Origin of the sequence: Ruminococcus albus 7 = DSM 20455 (assembly GCF_000179635.2) — a bacterium.
GTDB lineage: Bacteria > Bacillota > Clostridia > Oscillospirales > Ruminococcaceae > Hominimerdicola > Hominimerdicola alba.
Map to the genome: position 1 here is coordinate 1,722,584 of NC_014833.1, position 23,910 is coordinate 1,746,493.

The 23,910-nt window shown below is 44.5% G+C and carries 21 protein-coding genes; 15 read left to right on the plus strand and 6 right to left on the minus strand.

Translation table 11 applies throughout. The annotated features are described in order from the left end of the window. The first annotated feature begins 4 nt into the window (after window positions 1-4). Together RUMAL_RS07635 and bglS are read left to right on the plus strand one after the other, a co-directional pair. Window positions 5-1,174, plus strand: coding sequence for an FprA family A-type flavoprotein (locus RUMAL_RS07635; protein WP_013498164.1), 1,170 nt, complete (start codon window positions 5-7; stop codon window positions 1,172-1,174). 246 nt (window positions 1,175-1,420) lie between these two features. Further along, window positions 1,421-2,212 carry a beta-glucanase gene (bglS, locus tag RUMAL_RS07640; RefSeq protein ID WP_013498165.1) on the plus strand — a complete coding sequence of 264 codons (792 nt, stop codon included), beginning with the start codon at window positions 1,421-1,423 and terminating at the stop codon, window positions 2,210-2,212. A gap of 193 nt (window positions 2,213-2,405) precedes the next feature. On the opposite strand, the gene RUMAL_RS07645 is transcribed toward bglS, so the two are convergent. The 4 genes from RUMAL_RS07645 to RUMAL_RS07660 all read right to left on the minus strand — a co-directional run bounded on the left by RUMAL_RS07645 (window position 2,406) and on the right by RUMAL_RS07660 (window position 7,791). After that, a complete protein-coding gene (locus RUMAL_RS07645) occupies window positions 2,406-3,197 on the minus strand; it encodes a helix-turn-helix domain-containing protein (RefSeq protein WP_013498166.1) in 792 nt (263 codons plus the stop codon). Window positions 3,198-3,431: 234 nt separating this feature from the next. Continuing rightward, the gene (locus RUMAL_RS07650) at window positions 3,432-4,874 is read right to left on the minus strand and encodes an ABC transporter substrate-binding protein (RefSeq protein ID WP_013498167.1); all 1,443 of its coding nucleotides are present in this window, start codon (window positions 4,872-4,874) and stop codon (window positions 3,432-3,434) included. A 37-nt stretch (window positions 4,875-4,911) separates the two neighbouring features. After that, window positions 4,912-5,763, minus strand: a complete 852-nt coding sequence (locus RUMAL_RS07655) for an NPXTG-anchored protein (RefSeq protein ID WP_013498168.1) — start codon at window positions 5,761-5,763, stop codon at window positions 4,912-4,914. 228 nt (window positions 5,764-5,991) lie between these two features. Further along, window positions 5,992-7,791 (minus strand): glycoside hydrolase family 44 protein, encoded by a 1,800-nt coding sequence (locus RUMAL_RS07660; RefSeq protein WP_013498169.1) that lies wholly within the window; start codon window positions 7,789-7,791, stop codon window positions 5,992-5,994. 377 nt (window positions 7,792-8,168) lie between these two features. On the opposite strand from RUMAL_RS07660, the gene RUMAL_RS07665 reads away from it, so the two are divergent. The 13 genes from RUMAL_RS07665 to RUMAL_RS07725 all read left to right on the plus strand — a co-directional run bounded on the left by RUMAL_RS07665 (window position 8,169) and on the right by RUMAL_RS07725 (window position 21,902). Then, entirely contained in the window at window positions 8,169-8,843 is a 675-nt protein-coding gene (locus RUMAL_RS07665; RefSeq protein ID WP_013498170.1) for a response regulator transcription factor, read from the plus strand. Beyond that, window positions 8,840-10,141: a sensor histidine kinase gene (locus tag RUMAL_RS07670; RefSeq protein WP_013498171.1), complete on the plus strand. Its 1,302-nt coding sequence runs from the start codon at window positions 8,840-8,842 to the stop codon at window positions 10,139-10,141. The genes RUMAL_RS07665 and RUMAL_RS07670 overlap by 4 nt, the downstream gene beginning before the upstream one ends. 113 nt (window positions 10,142-10,254) lie before the next feature. Continuing rightward, a complete protein-coding gene (locus RUMAL_RS07675; RefSeq protein ID WP_013498172.1) occupies window positions 10,255-11,019 on the plus strand; it encodes a polyphosphate polymerase domain-containing protein in 765 nt (254 codons plus the stop codon). Further along, window positions 11,006-11,710, plus strand: a complete 705-nt coding sequence (locus RUMAL_RS07680; protein WP_013498173.1) for a DUF4956 domain-containing protein — start codon at window positions 11,006-11,008, stop codon at window positions 11,708-11,710. The genes RUMAL_RS07675 and RUMAL_RS07680 overlap by 14 nt, the downstream gene beginning before the upstream one ends. Window positions 11,711-11,813: 103 nt before the next feature. Then, window positions 11,814-13,895 (plus strand): carbohydrate-binding domain-containing protein, encoded by a 2,082-nt coding sequence (locus tag RUMAL_RS07685; RefSeq protein ID WP_013498174.1) that lies wholly within the window; start codon window positions 11,814-11,816, stop codon window positions 13,893-13,895. 305 nt (window positions 13,896-14,200) lie between these two features. After that, the gene (locus RUMAL_RS20705; RefSeq protein WP_013498175.1) at window positions 14,201-15,340 is read left to right on the plus strand and encodes an HD-GYP domain-containing protein; all 1,140 of its coding nucleotides are present in this window, start codon (window positions 14,201-14,203) and stop codon (window positions 15,338-15,340) included. A gap of 157 nt (window positions 15,341-15,497) precedes the next feature. Further along, entirely contained in the window at window positions 15,498-15,698 is a 201-nt protein-coding gene (rpmE, locus tag RUMAL_RS07695; RefSeq protein ID WP_013498176.1) for a 50S ribosomal protein L31, read from the plus strand. Window positions 15,699-15,763: 65 nt separating this feature from the next. After that, window positions 15,764-16,396 carry an IMPACT family protein gene (locus RUMAL_RS07700; RefSeq protein ID WP_013498177.1) on the plus strand — a complete coding sequence of 211 codons (633 nt, stop codon included), beginning with the start codon at window positions 15,764-15,766 and terminating at the stop codon, window positions 16,394-16,396. Window positions 16,397-16,554: 158 nt separating this feature from the next. Then, window positions 16,555-17,571: a deoxyguanosinetriphosphate triphosphohydrolase gene (locus tag RUMAL_RS07705; RefSeq protein WP_013498178.1), complete on the plus strand. Its 1,017-nt coding sequence runs from the start codon at window positions 16,555-16,557 to the stop codon at window positions 17,569-17,571. A 33-nt stretch (window positions 17,572-17,604) separates the two neighbouring features. Further along, a complete protein-coding gene (gene dnaG, locus RUMAL_RS07710; RefSeq protein ID WP_013498179.1) occupies window positions 17,605-19,401 on the plus strand; it encodes a DNA primase in 1,797 nt (598 codons plus the stop codon). Window positions 19,402-19,436: 35 nt separating this feature from the next. Further along, on the plus strand, window positions 19,437-20,537 hold the full coding sequence (gene rpoD / locus RUMAL_RS07715) for an RNA polymerase sigma factor RpoD (protein ID WP_013498180.1): 1,101 nt from the start codon (window positions 19,437-19,439) through the stop codon (window positions 20,535-20,537). Between the two features lie 11 nt (window positions 20,538-20,548). Further along, window positions 20,549-20,980: an RrF2 family transcriptional regulator gene (locus tag RUMAL_RS07720; RefSeq protein WP_013498181.1), complete on the plus strand. Its 432-nt coding sequence runs from the start codon at window positions 20,549-20,551 to the stop codon at window positions 20,978-20,980. Next, entirely contained in the window at window positions 20,961-21,902 is a 942-nt protein-coding gene (locus RUMAL_RS07725; protein ID WP_013498182.1) for a glycoside hydrolase family 25 protein, read from the plus strand. Before RUMAL_RS07720 ends, RUMAL_RS07725 begins: the two co-directional genes overlap by 20 nt. 163 nt (window positions 21,903-22,065) lie before the next feature. Here RUMAL_RS07725 and RUMAL_RS20710 read toward each other — a convergent pair whose 3' ends face one another. Together RUMAL_RS20710 and RUMAL_RS07735 are read right to left on the minus strand one after the other, a co-directional pair. Continuing rightward, window positions 22,066-22,851, minus strand: coding sequence for a helix-turn-helix transcriptional regulator (locus RUMAL_RS20710; protein WP_013498183.1), 786 nt, complete (start codon window positions 22,849-22,851; stop codon window positions 22,066-22,068). Beyond that, window positions 22,852-23,502, minus strand: coding sequence for a CatB-related O-acetyltransferase (locus RUMAL_RS07735; RefSeq protein ID WP_013498184.1), 651 nt, complete (start codon window positions 23,500-23,502; stop codon window positions 22,852-22,854). Window positions 23,503-23,910: the final 408 nt, after the last annotated feature.

Sequence of the window (23,910 nt, forward strand, 5' to 3'; positions counted from 1 at the left end):
AGAAATGGCAGAAGTTAAAATTTCAGAAAGCATAGTATACATAGGTGCTGACGATAAGGACATTGATCTTTTTGAAAGTCAGTATGATGTACCTAACGGTATGGCTTACAATTCGTATGCAATACTCGATGACAAGGTTTGTATCATGGATACTGCCGACAAGCGCGTAAGTGATGTATGGCTTGCAAATGTTAAAAAGGCTCTTGGCGGAAGAAAGGCTGACTATCTTGTTGTACAGCACGTTGAGCCCGATCATTCGGGAAATATCGCAAAGCTCATGGAAGAGTATCCCGATATGAAGGTGGTGGGTAATGCAAAGACCTTCACTATGCTGGGACAGTTCTTTGATATACCGGGTATCGGATCGCGTTCGGTGATCGTCAAGGAGGGCGATACGCTCGAGCTTGGCAGCCACACACTTAAATTCTTTATGACACCTATGGTACACTGGCCTGAGGTAATGATGACCTTTGAGATCAGTGAAGGTGCATTCTTCTCGGCAGATGCTTTCGGTAAGTTCGGAACTCTCGATACTGACGAGGACTGGGCTTGCGAGGCAAGAAGATACTATTTCAATATCGTAGGCAAGTACGGCGCACAGGTACAGGCTGTTCTCAAAAAGGCAGCTGCGCTTGATATAAAAATGATACTTCCCCTCCACGGTCCGATACTGACCGAAAATCTGGACTACTATGTAGGCCTTTACAATACATGGTCAAGCTACGAACCTGAGAACAAGGGCATATTCATCGCTTGTGCTTCTATTCACGGCAACACTCTCGCAGCTGCTGAAAAGCTGAAGGAGATGCTGGAGGCAAGGGGAGCTGAAAAGGTATCACTCTCTGATATAACCCGTGATGATCAGGCAGAGGCAGTCGAGGACGCATTCCGTTATGACAGACTTGTGCTCATGTCGTCATCCTATGACGGCGGCGTGTTCCCTCCTATGGAGGAACTGCTAATGCACCTGCGTGACAAGACTTACAGAAACAGAAAGGTAGCGATAGTAGAAAACGGCTCATGGGCACCCTCTGCAGCAAGGGTCATCAAGGGATATGTTGAAAAATTCAAGGATATCACATTGATCGAACCTGTTGTTACTATAAAGTCAGCACTTAATGCTGAAAGTGAAAAAGCACTGGCTGAACTTGCAGATGCTCTGACAGCAGAGTAAAAGATAATGATACAGCGGTTCGCAGCACACGGACCGCTGTTTTTGAGTCTTTCGTCAATAGGTATAAAACATAATTATTAAATATAAGTAAACAATCGTTGTTAGGTTATTATTTTGATATATAGATTATTTGCCTGATATAGTTTTTTGTGAAAAAGTTGTATTATATATTCAAGGTAAATGTTGGGAATAAATAACCGTGTGAACATTATCACGATAGTTCATATTATTATGGAGGATATCTACATGAATAAAATATCAGCTTCATTATTTGCATTTGTTATTGCAATTTCTGCAACTGCTTGCGGTGATACAAAAGCAAGTGAGTCAAAAAAACAAGTATCGTCAGCAGCCGAAAGTACTGTATCCGATGAGGAAGAGATCTCTGCTGATGACAGCCCGTATACAGTTCGGGCTGATTTTTCTAAGGGAGCTTCGGATGCATTTATCTGTTCGGACGGCTGGTCGAATGGTTCACCGTTTGACTGTAAGTGGAAAGGCTCTAACGTTTCTTTTGAGGATGGTCTGATGAAGCTGACTATCGACAGTATCATCGAGGATGAATACAATGCAGCTGAGTACCGTTCAAATTGTTTCTACGGATACGGACTTTACGAGGTATGCATGAAGCCTATCAGGAATGTTGGCGTTGTTTCCTCATTCTTCACATATACAGGTCCGTCAGACAGCAATCCCTGGGATGAGATAGATATCGAATTTCTCGGCAAGGATACCACAAAGGTGCAGTTCAATTACTATACCAACGGCAAGGGCGGTCATGAATATTTGTTTGATCTCGGTTTTGATGCAGCTGAGGAGTTCCATACCTACGGTTTTGAATGGAAAGAGGATTCCATTACCTGGTATGTTGACGGCGCGGCTGTGTATACTGCGAACGAAAACCTGCCTGTTACACCCGGTAAGATCATGATGAATGCCTGGAACGGCAAGGGTGTTGACGGCTGGCTCGGCAAATACGACGGCACAACACCTCTAACTGCTGAATATAAGTTTGCAAGATTCACAGCAGCTGAATAAGCCTTCTTCCGTTACTTCCTATAAAGGGGTAACGATACCCAACCATATCCATATATCCGTCGGGCGTTACCCTCGCCTGACAAAGTCAAGACCCTTTAATGAGGGTCTTTTCTTTTTGTACAAGGATCTTTAGAAATCATAATGCAAAAATACAGGACGTTCCTGCCTGGAGGCGGAAACGTCCTGTTTGTTATTATTCTTTTCCTTCCCAGCTCATCCTGAAATAATTCTCACGGAACTGTTTTGGGGTAAGACCCGTGTGCTTGCGGAAGCAGGCGATGAAATGGCTGTGGGAGCTGAAATTCAGGAAATTGCCGATGTCAAGCGGAGCATACTCTGAAAATTTCAGCATATTCTCAGCAGCCTGTATGCGCCTTGACATTATGAACTCCGATATAGTCACACCTACCTCCTGCTTGAAAAGCTTGGATAGATACTGTGGAGTCAGACCCAGCTTGTCGGCTATCTCCTGTACACGTATGCCATTGTAGATGTTGTCATAGATTATGTCAAGACACATAAGTACGTGCTTTGAGTAAGCGTTGCCCGAATTGATCTTCTGCATACGCTTTGCATACTCTATAAATACCTCACGGTGGATATCCTCAAGCTGTTCAACAGAGGTAGCAACATCCAGTCGATTAATGAAAATATCACTTATAGTATAGCTTGTTTCGGTAGGCAGACCCTTCTCTATGCAGAACCTGGCTATAAGCGCGATTGTGATGGTCAGATGATACTTGACATTTCTCACAGGATCATCGCTGAGTTTACCGTAGCCCTCAACAGCCAGCGGAGTGTAAAGATCTTTTACCCGCTCAATATTGCCTGCTGCAACTGCTGAATAAAACTCAAGTTCTTTTTCATACGGCGAATGAGTTTCGCCGGTCTCACGCTGTATAAATTCGCGTTGTGAAAGTTCTTTGTTGATGCCCACGAACAGCACCTCCTTCACAGAAGTCTGTTTTATAGTATCATACCACATTTTTGTCTCCTTGTCAAAGTGAAGTCAGTTGTTAGCTGACTTTATACGGCCTGTTTTTTTGTTATATTACACAAAATAAAGGTGTAAAAATGCTTGATAAATAAAAATATACTGTGCAATATGACGAAAAATTATTGAATTCAGATCCGCTTAACCAAAACGGCAGGCCATTGTTCAGCCTGCCGTCTTGAAAAACCGGAATATAAAAATGAAGGATATTAAAGCAAGATCATATTATTCCTCAGTCTTTTCCTGAGCCTCTTTTATCAGATAGTCGAGAGCCTTTTCGTTCTCTGCTACAGTAGAGGTCCAGGTATGGGACTCGGCAGGGTTCATAGAATTCTTGATTATATTATCAGTCAGATTTGACAGATCACTGGAAACGCCCTGTGCAAACTCAAATACAGGATGCTCAGCTGCTTTTGCATAGATCTCATCGCGCATCTGGAGCATTTCATCTGTCCAGCCGTAATCTTTCTTATATTGATCAAGTGTGATCTGGTGAGCTTCTTCGTCTATTTCTGCATATCTTGTGCAGTCGAGCCAAGCAGCAACACCCTCAGGATTCTTAGCACCCTTGGCGATGCAGAATCCGTGGATCCTTGAAGGAACGTACATATTGTCTGAATCCTTAGCACAAGGAACAGGAACGAACATTACTTCACCTGCAGCAAGATCACCGTAAGGAGCTGTTACGCTGGGAGCATCTTCGATAGCCCACAGACCTATGGGATAGAACAGTGTATCGCCTGATGCTATACCTGTACCGAATACGTCGCCTCTTACCTTCCACTCATGCAGATGTTTGGGGTATACAACGTTGTTCTTCTGGAGCTCATACATCATGTTCTGTGCTTTGGCGAGCTCAGGAGTATTTATGTTGTTTACGATGTTGCCATTCTCCATACCTACAAGAGGTTTACCGGAGGATTCAGTGAGTGCATTCTCGTAATACCAGCCGTCCATAGCCCATTTATCAGCTTCGGCGTCTGTAAAGTCTACGCACATCTCGGAAAGCTTGTCCCAGTTCCATTCGCCCTTGTAGTAAAGTTCGGCGGGATCCTCATAACCGTTGTCTTCCATAACAGTTTTATTGTATATCCAGATATAACTTGGATCAACACGGGAAACGGCTACATAGTGTTTTCCCTTGTACATAAACTGATCGTTAGCATTCTTCATCTGGCTCCACAGCGGATCATCGAAATTGATATAATCATCAATAGGCTCGATCATGTTCTTTATGGCGCCCTTGGGGAATACGTCCATATCGTCAGCACCGATGAAATCGGGTGAATTGCCTGCCATGATAGAATTTGCGAGATCGTCGAACTTAGTTTCCCATGTTGTCTGTCTGTAATTTATCTTGCCGTTATACTTGGTCTGGAACAGAGCAAGGTCAACACCGATGTCCTTATCTGCTGAAGCAGTCGGGTTGATATCATAGAATGAGAACCATACGATCTCATTGTTTTCCAGTTCTCTGACATTTTCCATGCTGTCAGCAAGTCTTGAAACAACATCCTGCTGATCTTCTTCCAGCTTTTTTTCAGGCATCGAAGATGCGTTGTTGCCGTTTTTGTCTGAATCGCCGTTATTGCCTGAGCCGCACGCTGTTACGCCTATAGTGAGAGCCAGTGCAAGCAGTGCTGCTGCTGTGAGTTTTAATTTTCTCATGAATATCCCTCCTGATTACCCTATAGTTACGATATTATCAGTGCTTCTTCTTTGCAACTATCGCACCTGCAGCCGCAACAGACATCATACCAAGTACTGCACCTGTTGCCGATCCTGTGTTGGTGTTTGAGTTATTTAATGTATTGGAAACTGCTGAAGATGCAGATGAGGTACTGTCAGTATTGCTTGACTTTGATTCAGCTTTGCTTTCCTTCTTGGAGTCTTCCTTGCTTTCGACCTTTTTGTTATCACCTGCAGCATCAGGTGCGCCGAAATCTATTGTAAAATACAGTGTACCGCCGTTGAAAGCACCTTCCTCATCCCAGCCTGCAACTTCGGGGTTTGCGGTCAGCAGCACTTCCTGAGTATCCTTATCGACTTTGTCAGTAGGACGGATGTGGAATCTTATATCGCCCTCGGCATCACGCGGCATCTCTGTGATATTCATCATATCGTTGAATACTGTTTCAGTGCCGTCCTCAGCAACGAATTTAGCCTCAGTAACGCTCAGCTCGATTGGATAAGTGGAATCGTTTTCGAGACCTGCAGCTTTTATTGCCTTGTCGAGATTGCATATCATAACGCCCATTTCACCAAGTGAGCCTTTGTTGGATATGGTCTTGTCTGCCAGAATGGGGCTGATCTTGTATTCAACGGATATCTTGCCCTCAGCATCGATCCCGAACCATTCGCTCTGGTTCCAGGACCACTTACCGTCGTTGTTCATGAAGAATCCCATAGCACCTACGCCGTACCACAGATCGTTCTTTGCTGCATCAGTATCACTGGGAGCACAGATATCAGAGAGCTTTGTTGCGGATACTGTAATAGTCATAGCTGCTGCGATAAATGCTGCGGAAAAACCCGCAAAAATTCTTTTAGCTTTCATGTTCTATTCCTCCGTTATTATTTCATACAGGACGTTCCTCGTCCCTTTCCTGACAATGATTATATCTCAAAAATTGATTTTTTTATATAAAAAACGTAACTTAAATATTCAAATAATAATATAACCTTTGTTCATGCTCTCTAAATTTCAGTTTTCAATACCCTCTTAATATGGCAAAGTGTACTTAAGCTCAACTTATCTAATTAAAAATTTCTCTCTATAAAGATGTTATTTTTTCTTCTTTGCACGGAATACACCGAATGCTGCGCCGAGCAAAGCAGCGCCTGCTATACCGACTGAAACGGCAGTGGTCTTTCTTTTGCTGCTGTTTTTCTTTTTGCCCTCAGTTTCTGAGGATTTCTGTTCTTTGGCATCTGCGGCATTATTTTTTGGTATGCTTTCCTTATCCTTGGCTATCACCAGCAGGGATACAGTTTCTGGTTCCATATCATATATAATAGTATTGTCAGATACCTGAACTGCGTTATTGCTGTCTGTCATATCAAATACCTGCGGCGCGAAATTATTAAGCCCGTAAAGGTGGACATAACTATATTCGCCGCCTTTTATCTTGATGTTAGCGGTTGTCTTGTCATTCATGGATTTGTTAGTAACAACAAGTGTAACAACATCGGTGTTGTCACCGTAGGTTGAAGCATAGGCTGTAGATAAACCGGTGTTGTCAGATACGGTCTGTCTGAGTGTATCACCAAAACGACCACCGTTACCATCGAAATTTGTGAAAAGATCAATGGCAGCGCACTGATAATCTGCCTGCATGGCAAACAGAGTAGCAAGATATACATCGTTCTCCATGAAAGCGCCAAGAGCGTCAGCTTCGGCTATTGCACCGCATATATCGTAGCTTCCGCCGAAATCATATTCGGATATAGCTATCTTTGTTCCGGGATAGTATTTGTCTATGGACTGCTTGACATTAGGCAGCAGCGGCAGGAAAGTTCCGCCTGTATCGGTTATCCAGCTGTCCTCTTTGTAGGTATCATCCCACAGACTCCTTACCGAATCGAACCTGGCTTGTACACAGCCCTCGTCGGAATAATGCTTGCATGAGCGTTCTCCACAGGGCCCCTTTGCTTCGGTATAGTAATGTATATCCAGCGCATCCAGCAAACGTGTACCGGCTTCATCCTCTGCTTTTTTCATGCTGTCAAGATAGTAGTCGATGAACCAGCGGTAATCATCTCTCTCATTTTTTATATCTTTCCAGTCGGGCGCAGAGCATAGATCCACAAATGCGCTGTAACCGAAAAGCGCAGGTCCGAAGATCTCTGCATCGGGATCAATTTGTTTTACAGCCTTAGCCATAGTCACATTTTTATCGACGATCTCAGCACAGGTGGTCTTCTCGGGATGCATGAGCGCATGGGTCGAATTCCAGAGAGCGGGTTCATTATCCATTGAATACCCGCGTATCCCGCCGTTCTTTGCTGAGCCGAGGTTTTTTACAAGATAGTTTACGTACTCGTCCATGTACACAGTTCCGTCTGTGAGATCGGGTGTGTCAGCAAAATCGCTTCCCTTTATCAGCTCGACTTTGTTCCATCTGTTTGAAGGTGCTTTCTCGCTCTGTGATACTATGCCGTCCATATCAGCAGAAACATATCCCGCAAGCTGTAGGGTTGTCATTGGATAAGCGTTGTTCTTTTCAGCACAGCGCCGGCTGAGATGTATGGACATAGCGCCGGGTACATCGGCAAGTTCTTTCTCCATGGTCTGCTGGAAGTAATTATCAGATGTATGTTCCTTGTCAGAACCTGCGTTTGAAGCGTTTGTTTCCCAGTTGTATGCTGAAGACCTGTTGCCCCCTGCGCGAATGGCAGTCGGCATAACATCTCCGCCCATTAGTTCTTCATTTATACCATATATATAAGGGGAGATCGTTTTTGTCTCACCCGAAAGGTCAACTGCGATGTCTACAGTATTTCCATCTGCACCAGCGCTTACAGCACAGGTGGCGATTATTGCTGCAGCAGCTGCCAGCTCAGCAGTTTTTCTTATCCTTATCATTTAGTGTTCCTCCGTTGTGAGACTGCGGTAAATTTCCGCAGCCTTAATATAAAAAATGGATATAATACCCTCTCGTATTTTAACATATTATTCAGAATTTGTCAATAGTAAACGCCTTTATTTTGTAAATTTTTGTTAATCCAAAAGCAATAAACGGTAAGTGGCTGCATTGATATAGCAATATCGGGCTTGAATTTGGGCTTATACGGTGATATCATAAAATAAAGGTCGATTTCACGAATTGTGAAAAGGGCTGTATAAGTATAAAAAATTTACTAAACACTTGAAATGTCACAGTGAATTGTGCTATAATTATTTAAAGTAATTTTAAGCGGTGCATGGTATGATATACCAAAACATCAAAGGAGCTGTGATATATGAGACTGCTGCTTGCAGAAGATGAAAAGGAGCTTTCCAATGCTCTGGTAGCTGTACTGAAACATAATAATTATTCTGTTGATGCTGTGTATAACGGTCTTGATGCTTATGATTATATCATTGGTGCTGAGTATGACGGAATCGTACTTGATATCATGATGCCGGGACTTGACGGCTTGACTGTGCTTGAACGTATCCGCGAAAAAGGTATACAGACTCCTGTGCTGCTGCTCACAGCAAAGGCTCAGGTTGAGGACAGGATAGCCGGACTTGATACAGGGGCAGATGATTATCTCACAAAGCCCTTTGCTATGGGTGAACTGTTGGCGCGGATAAGGGCTATGACAAGGCGCAGGGCTGAATTTTCGCCTAATACGCTGAAAGTCGGAAATGTCACTCTTGACAGAGAAAGGTTTGTCATTTCCACCAAAAACGGTGAGACCAAACTTGGCAATAAAGAATTCCAGGTATTGGAGATGTTAATGCTCAACCGCAATATCCTTATTTCCACAGAAAGGCTTATGGAGAAGATATGGGGTTTTGATGCTGAGGCTGAGATAAGCGTGGTGTGGGTGTATATATCCTACATCAGGAAGAAGCTTTCTGCGGTCGGTGCCGATGTGGAGATAAAGGCCAGCCGCGGTGTGGGATACACGCTGGAGGTAAAGGAATGATAAAAAGACTTCGGCGCAGGTTCATATTGATAGCTGCCTCAAGTGTGATGGCGGTAGAGCTTCTTGTGGTAGGTCTGATAAATGTCATATATATATCGCAGATAAACAAGCGCGAGTTACAGCTCATGCAGATACTGTGTGACAATGACGGCAGATTTCCCGAATTCGGCAAGCACTTTGACCAGAAACCCGACAGTAGGAATGAAAACGTTTCCATACCTCCCCCCGAAAAGAAGTACAGACTTGGTGACCTTGGATTTAAGGTGAATGAAGAAACACGATATCAGACAAGGTATTTCTATATTCGCTATGATGAGAATATGAATCCTGCTGAGATAAATACGGGTCACGTAGCTGCAGTCACCTCAGGTGAGGCGCTGGGCTATGCGAAAGAGGTCGGGGATTCCGGCGAAACATCAGGTTTTATGGGCGATTACCGCTTTTCGGTAATTGAAAAAGAAAACGGTAAGCTGTACATCTTTTTGGATTGCCGTGAAGATATACGAATGAAGCGTTCTTTCATGCTCATATCTTCGGCTATCTCTCTGGGGGGCTGGCTGCTGGTGTGCCTGCTCATAATTATATGCTCGCGGGCAGCTGTAAAACCGTTTATCGAGAATTTCGAGAAGCAGAAAATGTTCATCACTGATGCCGGACATGAGATAAAAACTCCTCTTGCTATAATACAGGCGAATGCAGAGGTCATCGAGATGATAAACGGCACCAGTGAGTGGACTCAGAGTATAACCAACCAGGTCACAAGGCTGAACGGGCTGACAGCAGATCTGCTGCGGCTGTCGCGTATGGAAGAGGATGGAGTCAGACAAACATTTGCTGAGTTCGATCTCTCTGAAGCCTTTGCAGATATAGCAGGACCGTTCAGGACACTTGCAGAGAACAAGGGGCTATCCTTTGATGTCAAAGCTCAGGAGGGTATACGCATAAACGGCGACAGCTCCGCTATCAGACAGCTTATATCCATACTTACAGAGAATGCAGTAAAGTATTGCGATGAAGGTGGCTGCATAACTGTTTCATTGGAAAAGACAAGCAGCGGCAGACACGCTTTGATAAGTACAGAGAATGACTGCGCTGAACCTCCCGAACATCCTGAACGTCTGTTTGACCGCTTTTACAGGGCAGATAAGTCACGCGGACGTGAGGAAGGTGAAGCTGCATCAGGCTACGGCATAGGACTTTCGGTAGCCAGGGCAGTGGTAATGTCCCACAAAGGCAGGATATCCTGTAAAGCTGAAGACGGCAGGATAGTATTCACCGCGAAGCTGCGGTGCCTGTAAAAAATGAAATAATATATTTCAGATAACTTACACATACGGTTAAGCTTCAATTAAGGTTGATAGCTTATAATAATAACCATAGAAGAAAAACACATGGGAAAGGAATGATTTACATGGGTGCTGTACAGGAGATTTTCAAGAGGGTCGAAAAAAAGTACATAGTTACTGATGAACAGCAGGAAGAACTTGTACGTGTTATGGCAGGTAAAGCTGCTGCAGATAATTACGGGCTCACAACTATCTGCAACATATACTACGACACTCCGGATCATCAGCTGATAAGGACTTCTATGGAGAAGCCTGTTTATAAGGAAAAGCTGCGCATACGCAGCTACGGCGTGCCCGATAAGGACAGCAAGGTGTTCGTGGAGCTGAAGAAGAAGTACAAAGGTGTAGTCTATAAGAGGCGTGTTGATATGTCGCTGATAGATTCCTATGAATTTGTAAACTTCGGTGTTAACCCCGGAAAGAATCCTCAGATCGAGAAGGAGATAGCGTATTTTCTTAAATACTACCGCGATATAGGCCCCGCGATGTATCTCAGCTACGACAGGATCGCTTATGCAGGTACTGATAATCCCGACCTGCGTATCACCTTTGACGGCAACATCACCTACCGCGAGGAGGAAACAAGGCTTGAAAAAGGGGTGTGGGGCGATAAGCTTCTTGATCCGCACACAAGGATCATGGAGATAAAGATCCCCGGCGCTATGCCTCTGTGGCTCAGCTTTTTGCTTGATCGTATGAAAATCTATCCGGCAAGCTTTTCAAAATACGGAGAGGCATTTAAAAGGGTCTTCAGTGAAGCCCTTGATCCCAACGAATACTTAAAGCTTGGCGGGACGAAAAGTAAAGGAAAGGTGAATGATTGTGCTTAATGAGATCTATATGAATGCGGCGGACCTTACGTCCGGTTTAGGAGCGTCAGCTGTTACTACCAAAACTTTTGCTGTATGCTCACTGGTTTCCCTTTTGGTAGGAGCAGTTATAGCAGTTGCTTTCTGCTTCAGACAGCATAAGAGCAAGAGCTTCTTTACTACCCTTGCGCTGCTGCCGCTCATCGTGCAGGTTATAATAATGATGGTCAACGGCAATCTTGGAACAGGCGTTGCGGTAGCAGGTGCCTTCAGTCTTGTAAGATTCCGTTCGATGCAGGGAAATGCCAAGGATATACTTGCCATATTTATGGCTATGGCAGTTGGCATCGCCACCGGTACCGATAATCTTAAACTTGCGATAATATTCACTCTTGTGGTATGTGCAGTGAACATTGGATATCTTGTACTTCCTCTGGGAATGGATGACAACAGCGACAAGGTGCTGACCATCACTATCCCCGAAAGTCTTGATTACAGCGATGTATTTGACGATATCTTCAGAAAGTTCACTGTAAAGGCAGACCTTGTACAGGTAAAGACAACCAATATGGGCAGCCTTTTCAAACTGAAATATGATATCACGCTGAAAAAAGGTGTAAGCGAAAAAGCTTTCATAGACGAACTCAGAGTCCGTAACGGCAATCTTGAGATACTCTGCTGCAGAAGAATGCCTGAAACATCACAGCTCTGATAGCTTTATAATACTCGCCCGAAGCCGATATTTTCGGGTGAGTATTATTTGAATCAAATTTTAAGTTATAACATTTAACCAAATGAAATGGGAGGCGGCATTAATGAAAATAAATACAATGAAAAGAGCAGCAGCCCTTGCGGCAGCGATAACAGTGCTAGCCATGACAGGCTGTTCGGATTCTAAGAATAATACAAATAAGACATCAACAGAAGTAAAGACAGCCGTAGTAACATCAACGGAAGCCGCCATTGACGCAGATGATATCGAAGTAGGGTATGAAGAAGATGATGCGGTCAGCGTGTCATTTTCGGACAGCGGTATCGAAACGGAAGGCAGCGGGGTAACAGTTGACGGAACTGTGCTTACTATAACTGCTGCAGGAACGTATAAACTTAGCGGTACCTGCTCAAACGGCAGGATAGTCATAGAGGCAGGCAAGGAGGATAAGGTGAAGATTGTCCTGGACGATCTTGACCTGACCTGCAAGGATAACGCAGTTATCACTGCAAGAACTGCAGATAAAGTGTTCCTGCTGCTTGAGAGCGAAACAGTTAACACCCTTGCAGACGCAACGGCTTATAATCTGGCTGCTGATGATAATACCGATGCTGCAGTATTCGCAAAATGCGACCTTATCATAAACGGTGACGGGACTCTCAATGTGACAGGCAACTACAAACATGGAATAGTTTCTAAAGATGACCTTGTTATTACGGGAGGCAATATCACTGTTAAGGCAGAATCATCAGGTCTTGTCGGTAAAGACAGCGTAAAAATAAGCGCGGGCAGTATTGATGTGACATCGGGCAAGGACGGAGTGAAGTCTGATAACTCGGAAGATGAGGGCAAAGGCATCATAAGTATCACAGGCGGTACAATTAAAATAAATGCAGGAGGTGATGGTATCTCTGCTGCAAAGGAACTTCAGATAAGCGGCGGAGATTTCAATATCACAACAGGCGGAGGAAGTGTCAACGCTTCGATGAAGTCAGAGGCTATGCCCAATGGTGACCGGATACCAGGATTTGGCGGTAAAGGCGATTTTACACCTCCCGATATGGGCAATTTCGATATGGGTGATCTCGGTACTCCGCCTGATATGGGTGAACGCCCTGATCGCGGAGACTTTGACCCTTCAAAATTTGATAATAATGGTGAACGTCCCGATTTCGGTGATATGGGCACTCCTCCCGAAATGCCTGATGGCGAAACCTTTGAAAAGTCGGAAGAACAGTCAGCAGATTCAGATAATGATACTTCTTCCGGAAATACAGAAACTTCTTCGGATACTGTATCAACTTCAGCCAAAGCCCTGAAAAGCGGTGGCATCATCATGATCGAAAACGGCACCATTACAATAGATTCCGCAGATGACAGCCTGCACTGCGACGGGTCTGCAAACATCAGCGGGGGAAGTATCACAGCATCTTCCGGTGATGACGGTATCCATGTCGGGGGTGATCTGATAATAGACGGCGGTGATGTGACTATCACAAAGAGCTATGAGGGCATAGAGGGTATGACCGTTACCGTATCAGGCGGTACTATAAATGTTACCGCAAATGACGATGGCATAAACTGTGCAGGCGGTAGTGATACAGGTTCATCCGATCGCATGGGCAGGGATCAGTTCGCAGCACAGGAGGGAGTTTACCTTAAAATAAGCGGAGGTACAGTAAACGTTGATGCCGGAGGAGATGGACTTGATTCAAACGGAGATCTGTATATCGAGGGCGGAATGATAACTGTGAGCGGCCCTGAGAACAGCGGTAACGGGTCTATAGACCACAATGGTTCAGCAAGTATAACAGGCGGAACGATAATAGCTGCAGGAGCTGTGGGCATGGAAGAAATGTTCGACGAAGAGGGCACTACTCAGTGCGCAGTCCTCCACGATTTCACAAAGAGCTTCTCAGCCGATACCGAATTCACCGTCACCGATAAGGACGGTAATACCATACTTTCATTCACTGATCCCAAGACGTGGCAGGGCGTGATATTCTCATCTCCCGACCTTAAACAGGGTGAAACATATACAGTTTCAGCAGGCGGCGAAAGCGCCGAGATCACCATAGACGGGGTTATAACCTCAAACAGTACCGGTGGTATGGGCAATATGGGAGGTATGGGCGGACATGGCAGAAACGGCGGACGTTTAGGCACATCTCAAACCATGACATAAAAAAGCGCTCCTGTCTTACTGCGGGTGCCGATATAGAAGATTATATTATTTATCGGGGGAAACTTTTCTGAAGAAAAGTTATCCCCCGAACCCATTTCAAAAGGATTTTTCCGGTAGATAACATAAACTTCCGTATAAGCACCAGCCGTAAGGGCGAGGACGTTTCTGATGCATAGGATATCTGACGTAAATGTAAAGTAATTGACATTTGAAGTGTGATATGATAAAATATATATATTATATGAATAACGGATATATCAATTTGGGGTCGATATATCCTTGTATCTTGCGCGGGGGGATTTTACATGAACGAGAACGAGCTTCAGAGCAGGCTGCTCCATATAGATAAGATAGGGGTGCGTCTTACAAGGATAATGTGGGCGCTGATACTGGGTTTCGGACTTTCTGCTATACTGAATATGGCTGCTGCTGCAGGTTCGGTGTTTTATGACCATATGCCTGAAAAAGTCGCTGAGACCTTGTACATGAAGGATTTTCATTTCGGCACTTTCAGTATAGATGCTTTGAAGGACAGCATCGAGGCTCATCATCTTGCAGGCATCGGGTATCTGATGTATTCACTCTATTCTGCACTTATCGTGATGATACTCAGCTTTTACCGCAAGCTTATCATAACTGTGGTCAGGGGCGGACAGCCTTTCACCGAAGAAGCGGGTACGATGATGAAAAAGTATTCCTATCTTACACTGTTTTTTATCTTTTCATCAAATCCGATAGTTACTATACTGCTTTTTATGATACTCAGGCTTTTTGCCGTCATATTTGATTATGGTGCCTATCTGCAGAAAAAAGCGAATGAAACCAACCGCATCCAGGAAGAGATGATAATGTCATTTGCGGAAATAACGGAAAACAAATCAGGTCAGACGGGTCAGCATATCAGGCGCGTTTCCGAATATTCAAAGATCATAGCTGAAGAACTTGGTCTAAAGGATAGTCAGGTCGAGATGATAGGTCTTGCCTCCACGATGCATGATATCGGCAAGCTTATAATACCTGCTGAGATACTTGACAAGCCGGCCAGACTCAATGATGAAGAATTTGCAACGATAAAGACTCATACTACATACGGTGCAGCACTTCTAAGCAGAGTTGAGGGCGACATTATGCAGCTTTCTAAGACTATAGCGCTTGAGCACCATGAGAGGTTCGACGGAAATGGATATCCTCTCGGCAAGCAGGGTAGAGCTATTGCCCCAGAAAGTCGTATAGTAGCCGTAGCTGATGTTTATGATGCGCTTACCAGCCGCAGAAGCTATAAAAAGCCGTGGGATCCCAAGGATGCCTATGATGAGATAGTAAAGAATGCAGGCAAGCAGTTTGATATCAATGTTATCGAAGCTTTCAAATCGGGATATGAAAGGATAGAAGAAGCAAGAGAACGCTATGCCGACAAGGATACAGTGGAAGATTGTGAATTGTAAAAAAAGTATTAAATGCATTGACAAATGTGATTTATTGTGTTATAATATTTTAGTCTGATAAGACATTATATTGAATGCTGCATAGAACTACTGTCTGAACTAAGGATGATGGGCTTCTATGAGCCATAATTTTTAGTTTGGAAGGAGGTAAGTTCTGATGAGAGAAGGTATTCACCCTAACTATGTCGAGACTACAATTACTTGTGCTTGCGGCAACGTTATAAAGACCAGATCCACCAAGGAGAACATCAAGGTCGAGATCTGCTCCAAGTGCCACCCTTTCTTCACCGGTAAGCAGAAGCTGGTTGACAGCGGCGGACGTGTTGACAGATTCAAGAAGAGATTCAATCTCGGCTAATTATCAAGAAGTTAAAGAGCGGATATTTTCCGCTCTTTTTTTCACCCCGAAATGAGGAGAAAAATATGAACTACAAAACGGTCTACGGTTGTGCCCAAGGCACCTATACCGAGAAAAAAAGTGAGTTTATAGGACAGATCGCCCCTGTAAAAACAGCCGAACAGGCTATCGCTTTTATCGAGAAGATAAAGGCTGAGAACCGCAAGGCGAGGCATAATGTGTATGCCTATGTGGTGCGTGAGGGCAACGTTTCAAGGTATTCTGATGACGGAGAGCCCCAGGGCACAGGGGGTGTGCCGGTACTTGATGTGATAAACAAGGCAGGTCTGACTGATGTATGCGTTGTGGTCACAAGGTATTTCGGTGGGGTACTGCTGGGTGCTAACGGTCTTGTGAGAGCGTACTCACAGGCTTGCTCACTGGCAATAGCCGATGCAGATATAATGGAGATGTATGAATGCTCCAGGATAGTATTCTCCTGTGATTATAACCTTTACGGCAAGATAAAGTATATCCTGCCCGATCATGAAGCTATCACCGAGCGTGAGGACTTTGCTGATACTGTTGATATGACCCTGCTGGTCAAAAGCGAACTCGTTGATCCATTCACAAAAAAACTGACAGATATATCCAATGGTCAGCTGAAATTTGAAATTGAAAAAGGTCTGTGGGCAGATTTTTCAGCACAAGCTGGATAGTCACTGTGCATAATTAAACGAGGTATAAATTAGAATAATTGTGATGTTCTACAAAAATCTGTTTTTGCCCTGAAAAAATAAAGGTTTTTTATTGATGCGGAAAGTATATATTTTTAGTGACATTTTTCGCGGAAATTATTTTCGGGCGGGGTGATGATATGCTTCCAAGAGAACAGTGGGAACAGTTTGAACATATTATACTATGCGATAAAGCCGCATTCTCGGATATGTCTGAGGGAAGGGAAAAACAGGAGGAAAAATGTTCCATACGTTCTGAATACAGGCGTGACAGGGACAGGATACTTCACTGCAATTCTTTCAGGAGGCTGAAGCACAAGACACAGGTGTTCCTTTCACCTGCCGGAGATCACTATCGTACCCGCCTTACACATACTTTGGAAGTAAGCCAGATAGCAGGTACCATAGCGCGTGCGCTCAGGCTTAATGAAGATCTTACTGAAGCTATAGCACTGGGACACGATCTTGGGCATACTCCCTTCGGTCATGCAGGAGAGCGTATGCTTAATGAGTTGAGTCCTTACGGTTTTCACCATTATGAGCAAAGTCTGCGCGTGGTGGACAAGCTTGAAAAGGAAGGCAAGGGGCTCAATCTTACCTATGAGGTCAGGGACGGCATACTCAAACATACCAACGCTGTGGCAAAGACCTATGAAGGCTACGCTGTGCGCTTTGCCGATGTTATAGCTTATATAAACCATGATATCGACGATTCCATCAGGGCGGGGATACTGAGAGAGGATGATATCCCCTCAAAGATAACCTCGGTACTGGGACATGATAAATCCTCACGTATAACTACGCTTGTAAACTCACTGATCGAATGCGGTCTGAATGGGAAAGCGGGGGACGAGGATTCACTGAAAATGACACCCGAGGTTGAAACTGCATATAAAGCACTTCACAGGTTCATGTTTGACAGTGTGTATACAAATCCTGCCTGCAAATCCGAAGAACGCAAGGCGCAGGATATGATCGCATTTTTATATAAATATTATACCGACCATCTTGAAAGATTGCCAGCAATGTATATGAATCTTGCATATCATTACGGTATAGATATGGCGGTCTGTGATTATATATCGGGTATGACCGATGTATTCGCAGTAGAAACTTTCAAGGAACTTTTTATCCCCGCGGCATGGATGATAAAGTGATGATCATGCCGTATAATGAGAGGGGGCATCTGTTTGGATCAGGAATTTCTTGAAAAACTGAAATATGAAAACCCGATCAACGAGGTCATGCGCGAGAACGGCGTTGAGTTAAAGACCTCGGGACGCGGTTATATGTGCAAATGTCCTTTCCACGATGACAGCACAGCTTCCTGCAGTGTCGTGCCTTCACAGGGATTCTTCCACTGCTTCGGCTGCGGTGTCAGCGGAGATGTGGTAACTTTCATAAGAAAGTACAGGAACTTAGGCTTCATGGACGCTGTAAATTTCCTGGCACAGCGTGCGGGAATGACAGTACCCACATGGCAGGGCGCGGACGATAAAAGCTACAAGCGCAGGATGCGCATATACGAGATGAACAAGTGTGCTGCAAGGTTTTTCCGCGACCAGCTGAAAACTCAGGATGGATTAAGGTGCTTGAATTACCTCGTGCATACCCGTAAACTTTCTGCCGATGTTATAAAAAAGTACGGTATGGGCTTTGCTCCAAAAAGCTTCACAGCGCTGAAGTCATATATGCTGAGCTGCGGCTACAGCGAGGATGAACTTGTATCTGCGTCGCTTCTGGGGCGTTCACAGACATCGGGCAGAACTTATGATTTCTTCATGGACAGGGCGATGTTCCCTTTTATAGATGTTACTGGAAATATAGTCGGCTTCGGTGGAAGAACGCTGGGGGACGACAAGCGTAAGTACCTCAACACCGGCGATACTACCTCGGAAGAATTCCGCAGGACTAATGACGAAAAAAAGCTGGACGGCTATTCAAAGGCGAGGTTCGTATTTTCCCTCAATTATGCCAAGGACGTTTCGGTAAAAAGCCGTGAACTTCTTTTGTGCGAGGGCAATCTCGATGTGATATCCCTGTACCAGCACGGATTCACCAATGCGGTGGCATCCTGCGGTACAGCGCTTACACCCGAACAGGTCAAGGTAATGAAGAATTACGCCGATAAAGTCGTAATATGCTACGATGCCGATGACCCGGGACAGAAAGCAGCACTTCGTGCGGTTGGTATGCTGCGCAGCGGAGGTCTCGGCAGCAGTGTTATCCACATGGAAGGTGCAAAAGACCCCGACGAATATATAAACAAGTTTGGTGAGGATCATTTCAGGTACCTGTTAAATAATGCCGCTGACGGCTTTGATTTTGAGCTTGGGTATTACTCACGAGGACTTGACCTTGAAAAACGTGACGATAAGATTCGTTTTTTGAAAATGGCATATACTTCCATAGCCGGTGAACCCGACAGTACCGCTAGGGATACGATGGAAAGGCAGCTGTCAGAACAGTATAACGTTTCATTTGATGTGGTAAGGGCTTCGGTAGATGATATAATGATGCGTGAAATGGATACGCAAAGACGTGCAAAACAGCGCGAAGAAGTCAGAAAGACTATTGCTACCGAAGAGGAGAGCGCAGCTAATAAGGCGGTCTACTGTGAACGCGGTTTGATATACTATATCTGTACCAATGCCGATTCGGCGCAGGAGATAGGTCAGCGTATCTCCCCCGAGGAATTCACTGATGAGCTAAACAGGAAGATACTTCTGGAGATCTCGGGCAGGATAGCGCTGGGTGATATCGTATCACTTGATGTTATCTGTGAGACCCTCACCGAAGAAGAAGCTGACAGGCTCAAGCGTTCATTTACTAAGTACGCAGGGCTCAATGTCACAAGAGAAGTGGCGCAGCAGTATATTGACTCCATAAAGGAGTATAATAAGAAAAATGCGCCGCAGCAGGAAGATGGATTGACAGACAAGGATTATCTGAGAATGATGGAGGAACTGCGCAGAAAAAAACGCTGACGCATAATAGTTCTAACAAATAAGGAGAGTTGAATATGACTGACAAGAGCAAGATAATGGAAAACCTGATGGAACACGGCAAGCAGACAGGCAAGCTGACCACCAAGGAGATAACCGACGCACTGGAAAAGCTGAATTTTGATGTTGAGCAGATGGATAATTTCTATGACACCTGCAACAGCCTTAACATCGAGATCATCGACGACGTTGTTGTTGATGATACACTTGATTTCGTTAATCCCGATGATGAACTGGATCAGGATGACGTTGATATTGCCCTTTCCACCGACGGTATCGCTATCGACGACCCCGTTAAGATCTATCTCAAGGAGATAGGAAGAGTGCCGCTGCTGACCTCCGAGGAGGAAATACAGCTGGCTGAGATGATGTCGGGTGACAACGACAGGGAAGCTGTAAAGGCGAGAAAGCGTCTGGCAGAAGCTAACCTGCGTCTGGTAGTATCAATCGCCAAGAGATACGTGGGCAGAGGTATGTCATTCCTCGACCTTATCCAGGAAGGCAACATGGGTCTTATCAAGGCAGTTGAAAAGTTCGATTACAAGAAAGGCTTTAAGTTCTCCACATACGCTACATGGTGGATAAGACAGGCTATCACAAGGGCTATCGCCGATCAGGCAAGAACTATCCGTATCCCCGTTCATATGGTTGAAACTATCACCAAGGTAAAGAAAGTTTCTTCACAGCTTCTCCACAAGAACGGCCACGATCCGTCCCCTGAGGAGATCGCAGAAGAACTGGATATGAGCGTTGAGAGAGTACGTGAGATCATGAGGATAGCTCAGGATCCCGTATCCCTTGAAACTCCTATCGGTGAGGAGGAAGATTCTCACCTGGGCGACTTTATCCCCGATGATGATGCTCCCGCTCCCGCAGAGGCTGCTTCTCTGGTATTGCTGAAAGAGCAGATAGATCAGGTTCTCTCCACCCTTACCGAGCGTGAGGAAAAGGTACTCAGACTCAGATTCGGTCTTCAGGACGGCAGATCCAGAACTCTGGAAGAAGTCGGTCAGGAATTCAAGGTCACAAGAGAGCGTATCCGCCAGATCGAAGCTAAGGCACTGCGTAAGCTCCGTCACCCCAACAGGAGCAACAAGGTAAGGGATTATCTTGACTGAGGTGTTGAGAGATGTACATAACTCTCGAAGCGGATTACGCTGTCAGGATAACTGCTGCTCTTTGCAGGGCAGAAGGCAAGCTTGATGCAAAGACCATTTCCGATCAGACCTGTGTCACACTCAGGTTCTCGCTGAAGATACTGCGTAAGCTGGTATCAGCAGGGCTTGTACAGTCCTTCAAAGGTACTCAGGGAGGATATATGATAGCTATGGAACCTAAGGATATCACGCTCAGGATGGTCATTGAGGCTATTGAGGGTAAATACTGCTTTTCAAGATGCCTGCAGGAGGATGCTGAGTGTAGTCGGGGCGCATCGGGAAAATGTCCTTTTCAGGATGCTTTCTGCGATATAACCAAAATGGTATCAGAAAAGCTTGATAGTCATAATTTTGCCGAACTGAACAGCAAGTATGAGGTCGCTGATGGAAATAACACCAAATAACAAACGCAAGACCAGCTTTCGTCTCAGCGATGAGGCGAGAGCTGAAATTGACAGAGAATTTGCCTTTGTACCGGAAAGACACATTGATGCACCGATAATTTCTGAAGGGTATTATGATATACCTGAGGATATCACGGAAAGCGCTGACGAACCTATCATTGAAAAGCCGAAAAAGCATTGGCTAAGAAAGCTGGCAATAGCTGTGATGCTGCTTGGCATTTTAGTCATCGCAGTGGATATAGGTATATTGTTTTTCACAGGACAGCTCTGGTTCAACGAACCCAGAAAAAGGGATTACCCGATAAGAGGTCCCGTTATAACCGACAAGGAAGGCGAGGTGCTGTGGAAACGCTTTTCACAGCAAAATATACAGATATGCTTTATACGTGCAACAAAAGGCGTTTCCTTTGAGGATAAGCGTTTTGAAGAAAACAAGGAAGGTTCTGGAAAAACAGCCCTGCCAACAGGTATGCTTCATGTTTTTGACCCATTTAAGGACGGCAAAGAACAGGCTGAGCATTTCATAGATGTATGCGGCGGCATGGGCGGCAGGCTTCGTCCTGTTGTTGACTGCGATTTCGGTCTGATGTATTCTATACTGCCTTCCGATGAAGAAAAGGTATCTGACAGATTAAGGGCATTTGTTGACAGGATAGATGAGGAATACGGCTGTACGCCTATCATAAAGTGCGATAAGGATGTTTATGATGATATTGCAGGAAAAGAGCGCTTTGCTGACTGCCCGATATGGTACGTCAGCGAGTTCAGAAAGCTCCCCGATAATGTACGTGCCGATCTCTGGGGTTATAGCAGCCGTGTTAAATTCAGCTATTATGAAAGCAAAGGTTTTCTTGAAATGGTAGTGCTGAACGGCGGCGAAGATGATTATTATAAGCTGACCATTCACAGTGATACAGAATAAAAAAACATGGTTATCCCTTTAACACACCATTACAAAGTGATATATAACAATGAATCATCGTGTTGATGTTATTCTAGTTCTGATATTACACCAAATTAATTGGTGTTTAAACGGGATAATCAGATAAAAAAATACCGCCTGCGGATAGTATTCGCAGACGGTATTATTTATTTTGTAAAGTATTCCGAAACTTCAGTGGAGTAGTACCGAAGTATCTCTTGAAACTGCGTATGAAATTCTCGCTGCTGCTGTAACCGCATTCTTTTGATATTTCATCCACACTCATGCGGCTGTCTTTAAGGAGTGAAGCAGCCAGATCCATTGTTATTTTCTGTATATCCTCCCCGGGAGAAATCCCGAAGTGATTTTTGTAAAGAACACTGAAATGACTGCGTGTCATGTAGAAAGCTTCTGCCATACGCTCCACCGACCACTCTGCGGGTGCTGAGCTTACCTCACTGCGTATCTGTCGCAAACGCTGCACAGTCAGATTGTCTCGCTTTGCTTTAGGACTGATATCTGTGCGGTTAAGACTAAGATCCTCTATGGCACAGCGGAGCGCATCTTCCATCTCTGCAGTGTGATCGTTCATCACATCGGTCAGCCACCAGGTTATACGTGATATCTTTTCTTTGAATATCCATCCCGGAGCTGCATAAAATACCTCATTTACTGGGAGACCGCTGCTTTCCAGCAAAGGTTCGTCCTTGTATGTGAATTTAACATAGTCGTTTGTAAAGCCACCGCTGAAGGAGCGGTAATCTACCGGTTCATCGGGCGGGAATATCACACAGGCATCAGGCTCGGTAATGATATTTGTGCCGCATAGCAGGATCTCAACCGGATCGTGAAAATGTACCAGCATATAACAGGGTTCGCCTGTGATGTTTATATGGAAGGTGTCATCTTCTGTTCTGTCGTTGAAAGCGCCCCATATCTTTATACTCATTTATTTCTCCCTGAGAAGTATATCTCTGATCTTAGTCCTGACTTTCTTCAACTCACTGCAGGTCAGCAGCGGTATCAGAGAATTGATCTCATCTATGCTCCTGTCCCACCATTTTAATCTCAGCAGCATATCCGTCAGCTCCTGATCAAAGCGCCTGCGAATTAGTCTTGCAGGATCGCCTGCCACTATTGTATATGGCTCCACATTGCTGCCTACCACGCTGTCAGCACCTATTATCGCACCATCACCTATATGCACACCGGGAAGTATCACGGCATTCTGACCTATCCATACATCATTTCCAATGACGGTATCGCCTTTCAGCGGAAGATCTTCCTTTGCAGGCGGCATCATATCCCAGCCTTCAAGAGTATAAAAAGGATAAGTTGTTACAGCATTCATCTGGTGATTTGCTCCGTTCATGATGAATTCCACACCGGCAGCTATCTGGCAGAAGCGTCCGATGATAAGCTTGTCATCGTTCCAGGGGTAATGGTGAGTCACGTGGCTCTCGAAATCACTATCTGCTATATATGAAAACTCCCCAACAATGATATTTGGTGAAGATACTGTTGGCTTGATATAGATCTCCTTGTCGTACCCTTTTATCGGGTGTATGACTTCGGGATCCGGCCTTTTTTCGTTTTTCATAAAAGAGTACTCCTTTTATTATTATCATAATGTTAGTATACCACACAAAATGATAATTTTCAAGCAGCATTTAAATGAAAAATGTCTAAATATTTATTGATTTGAACGAAATATGGGAACGTATTGCACATCACTTAATATTATTTTATGTGAAATGCAATCGTTTTCGATGTAGATTGTCTGGAAACGGGAACAAATTGCTATTTAAATATCTGAAGAAATATGCTATATTATATTTGAAAAAGGGTGTAACGGATTAGAAAATAAGGTGTTTGTATAGTTTAAGACAGTTGATTATTCCCCAACGAAACGACCGCATACGCTATTACAGTGTATGCGGTCGATATTTTAGTAATAATATCAAGGATCGTATGATAAAATACGGATTCTGCTGGACCCGTTATTATT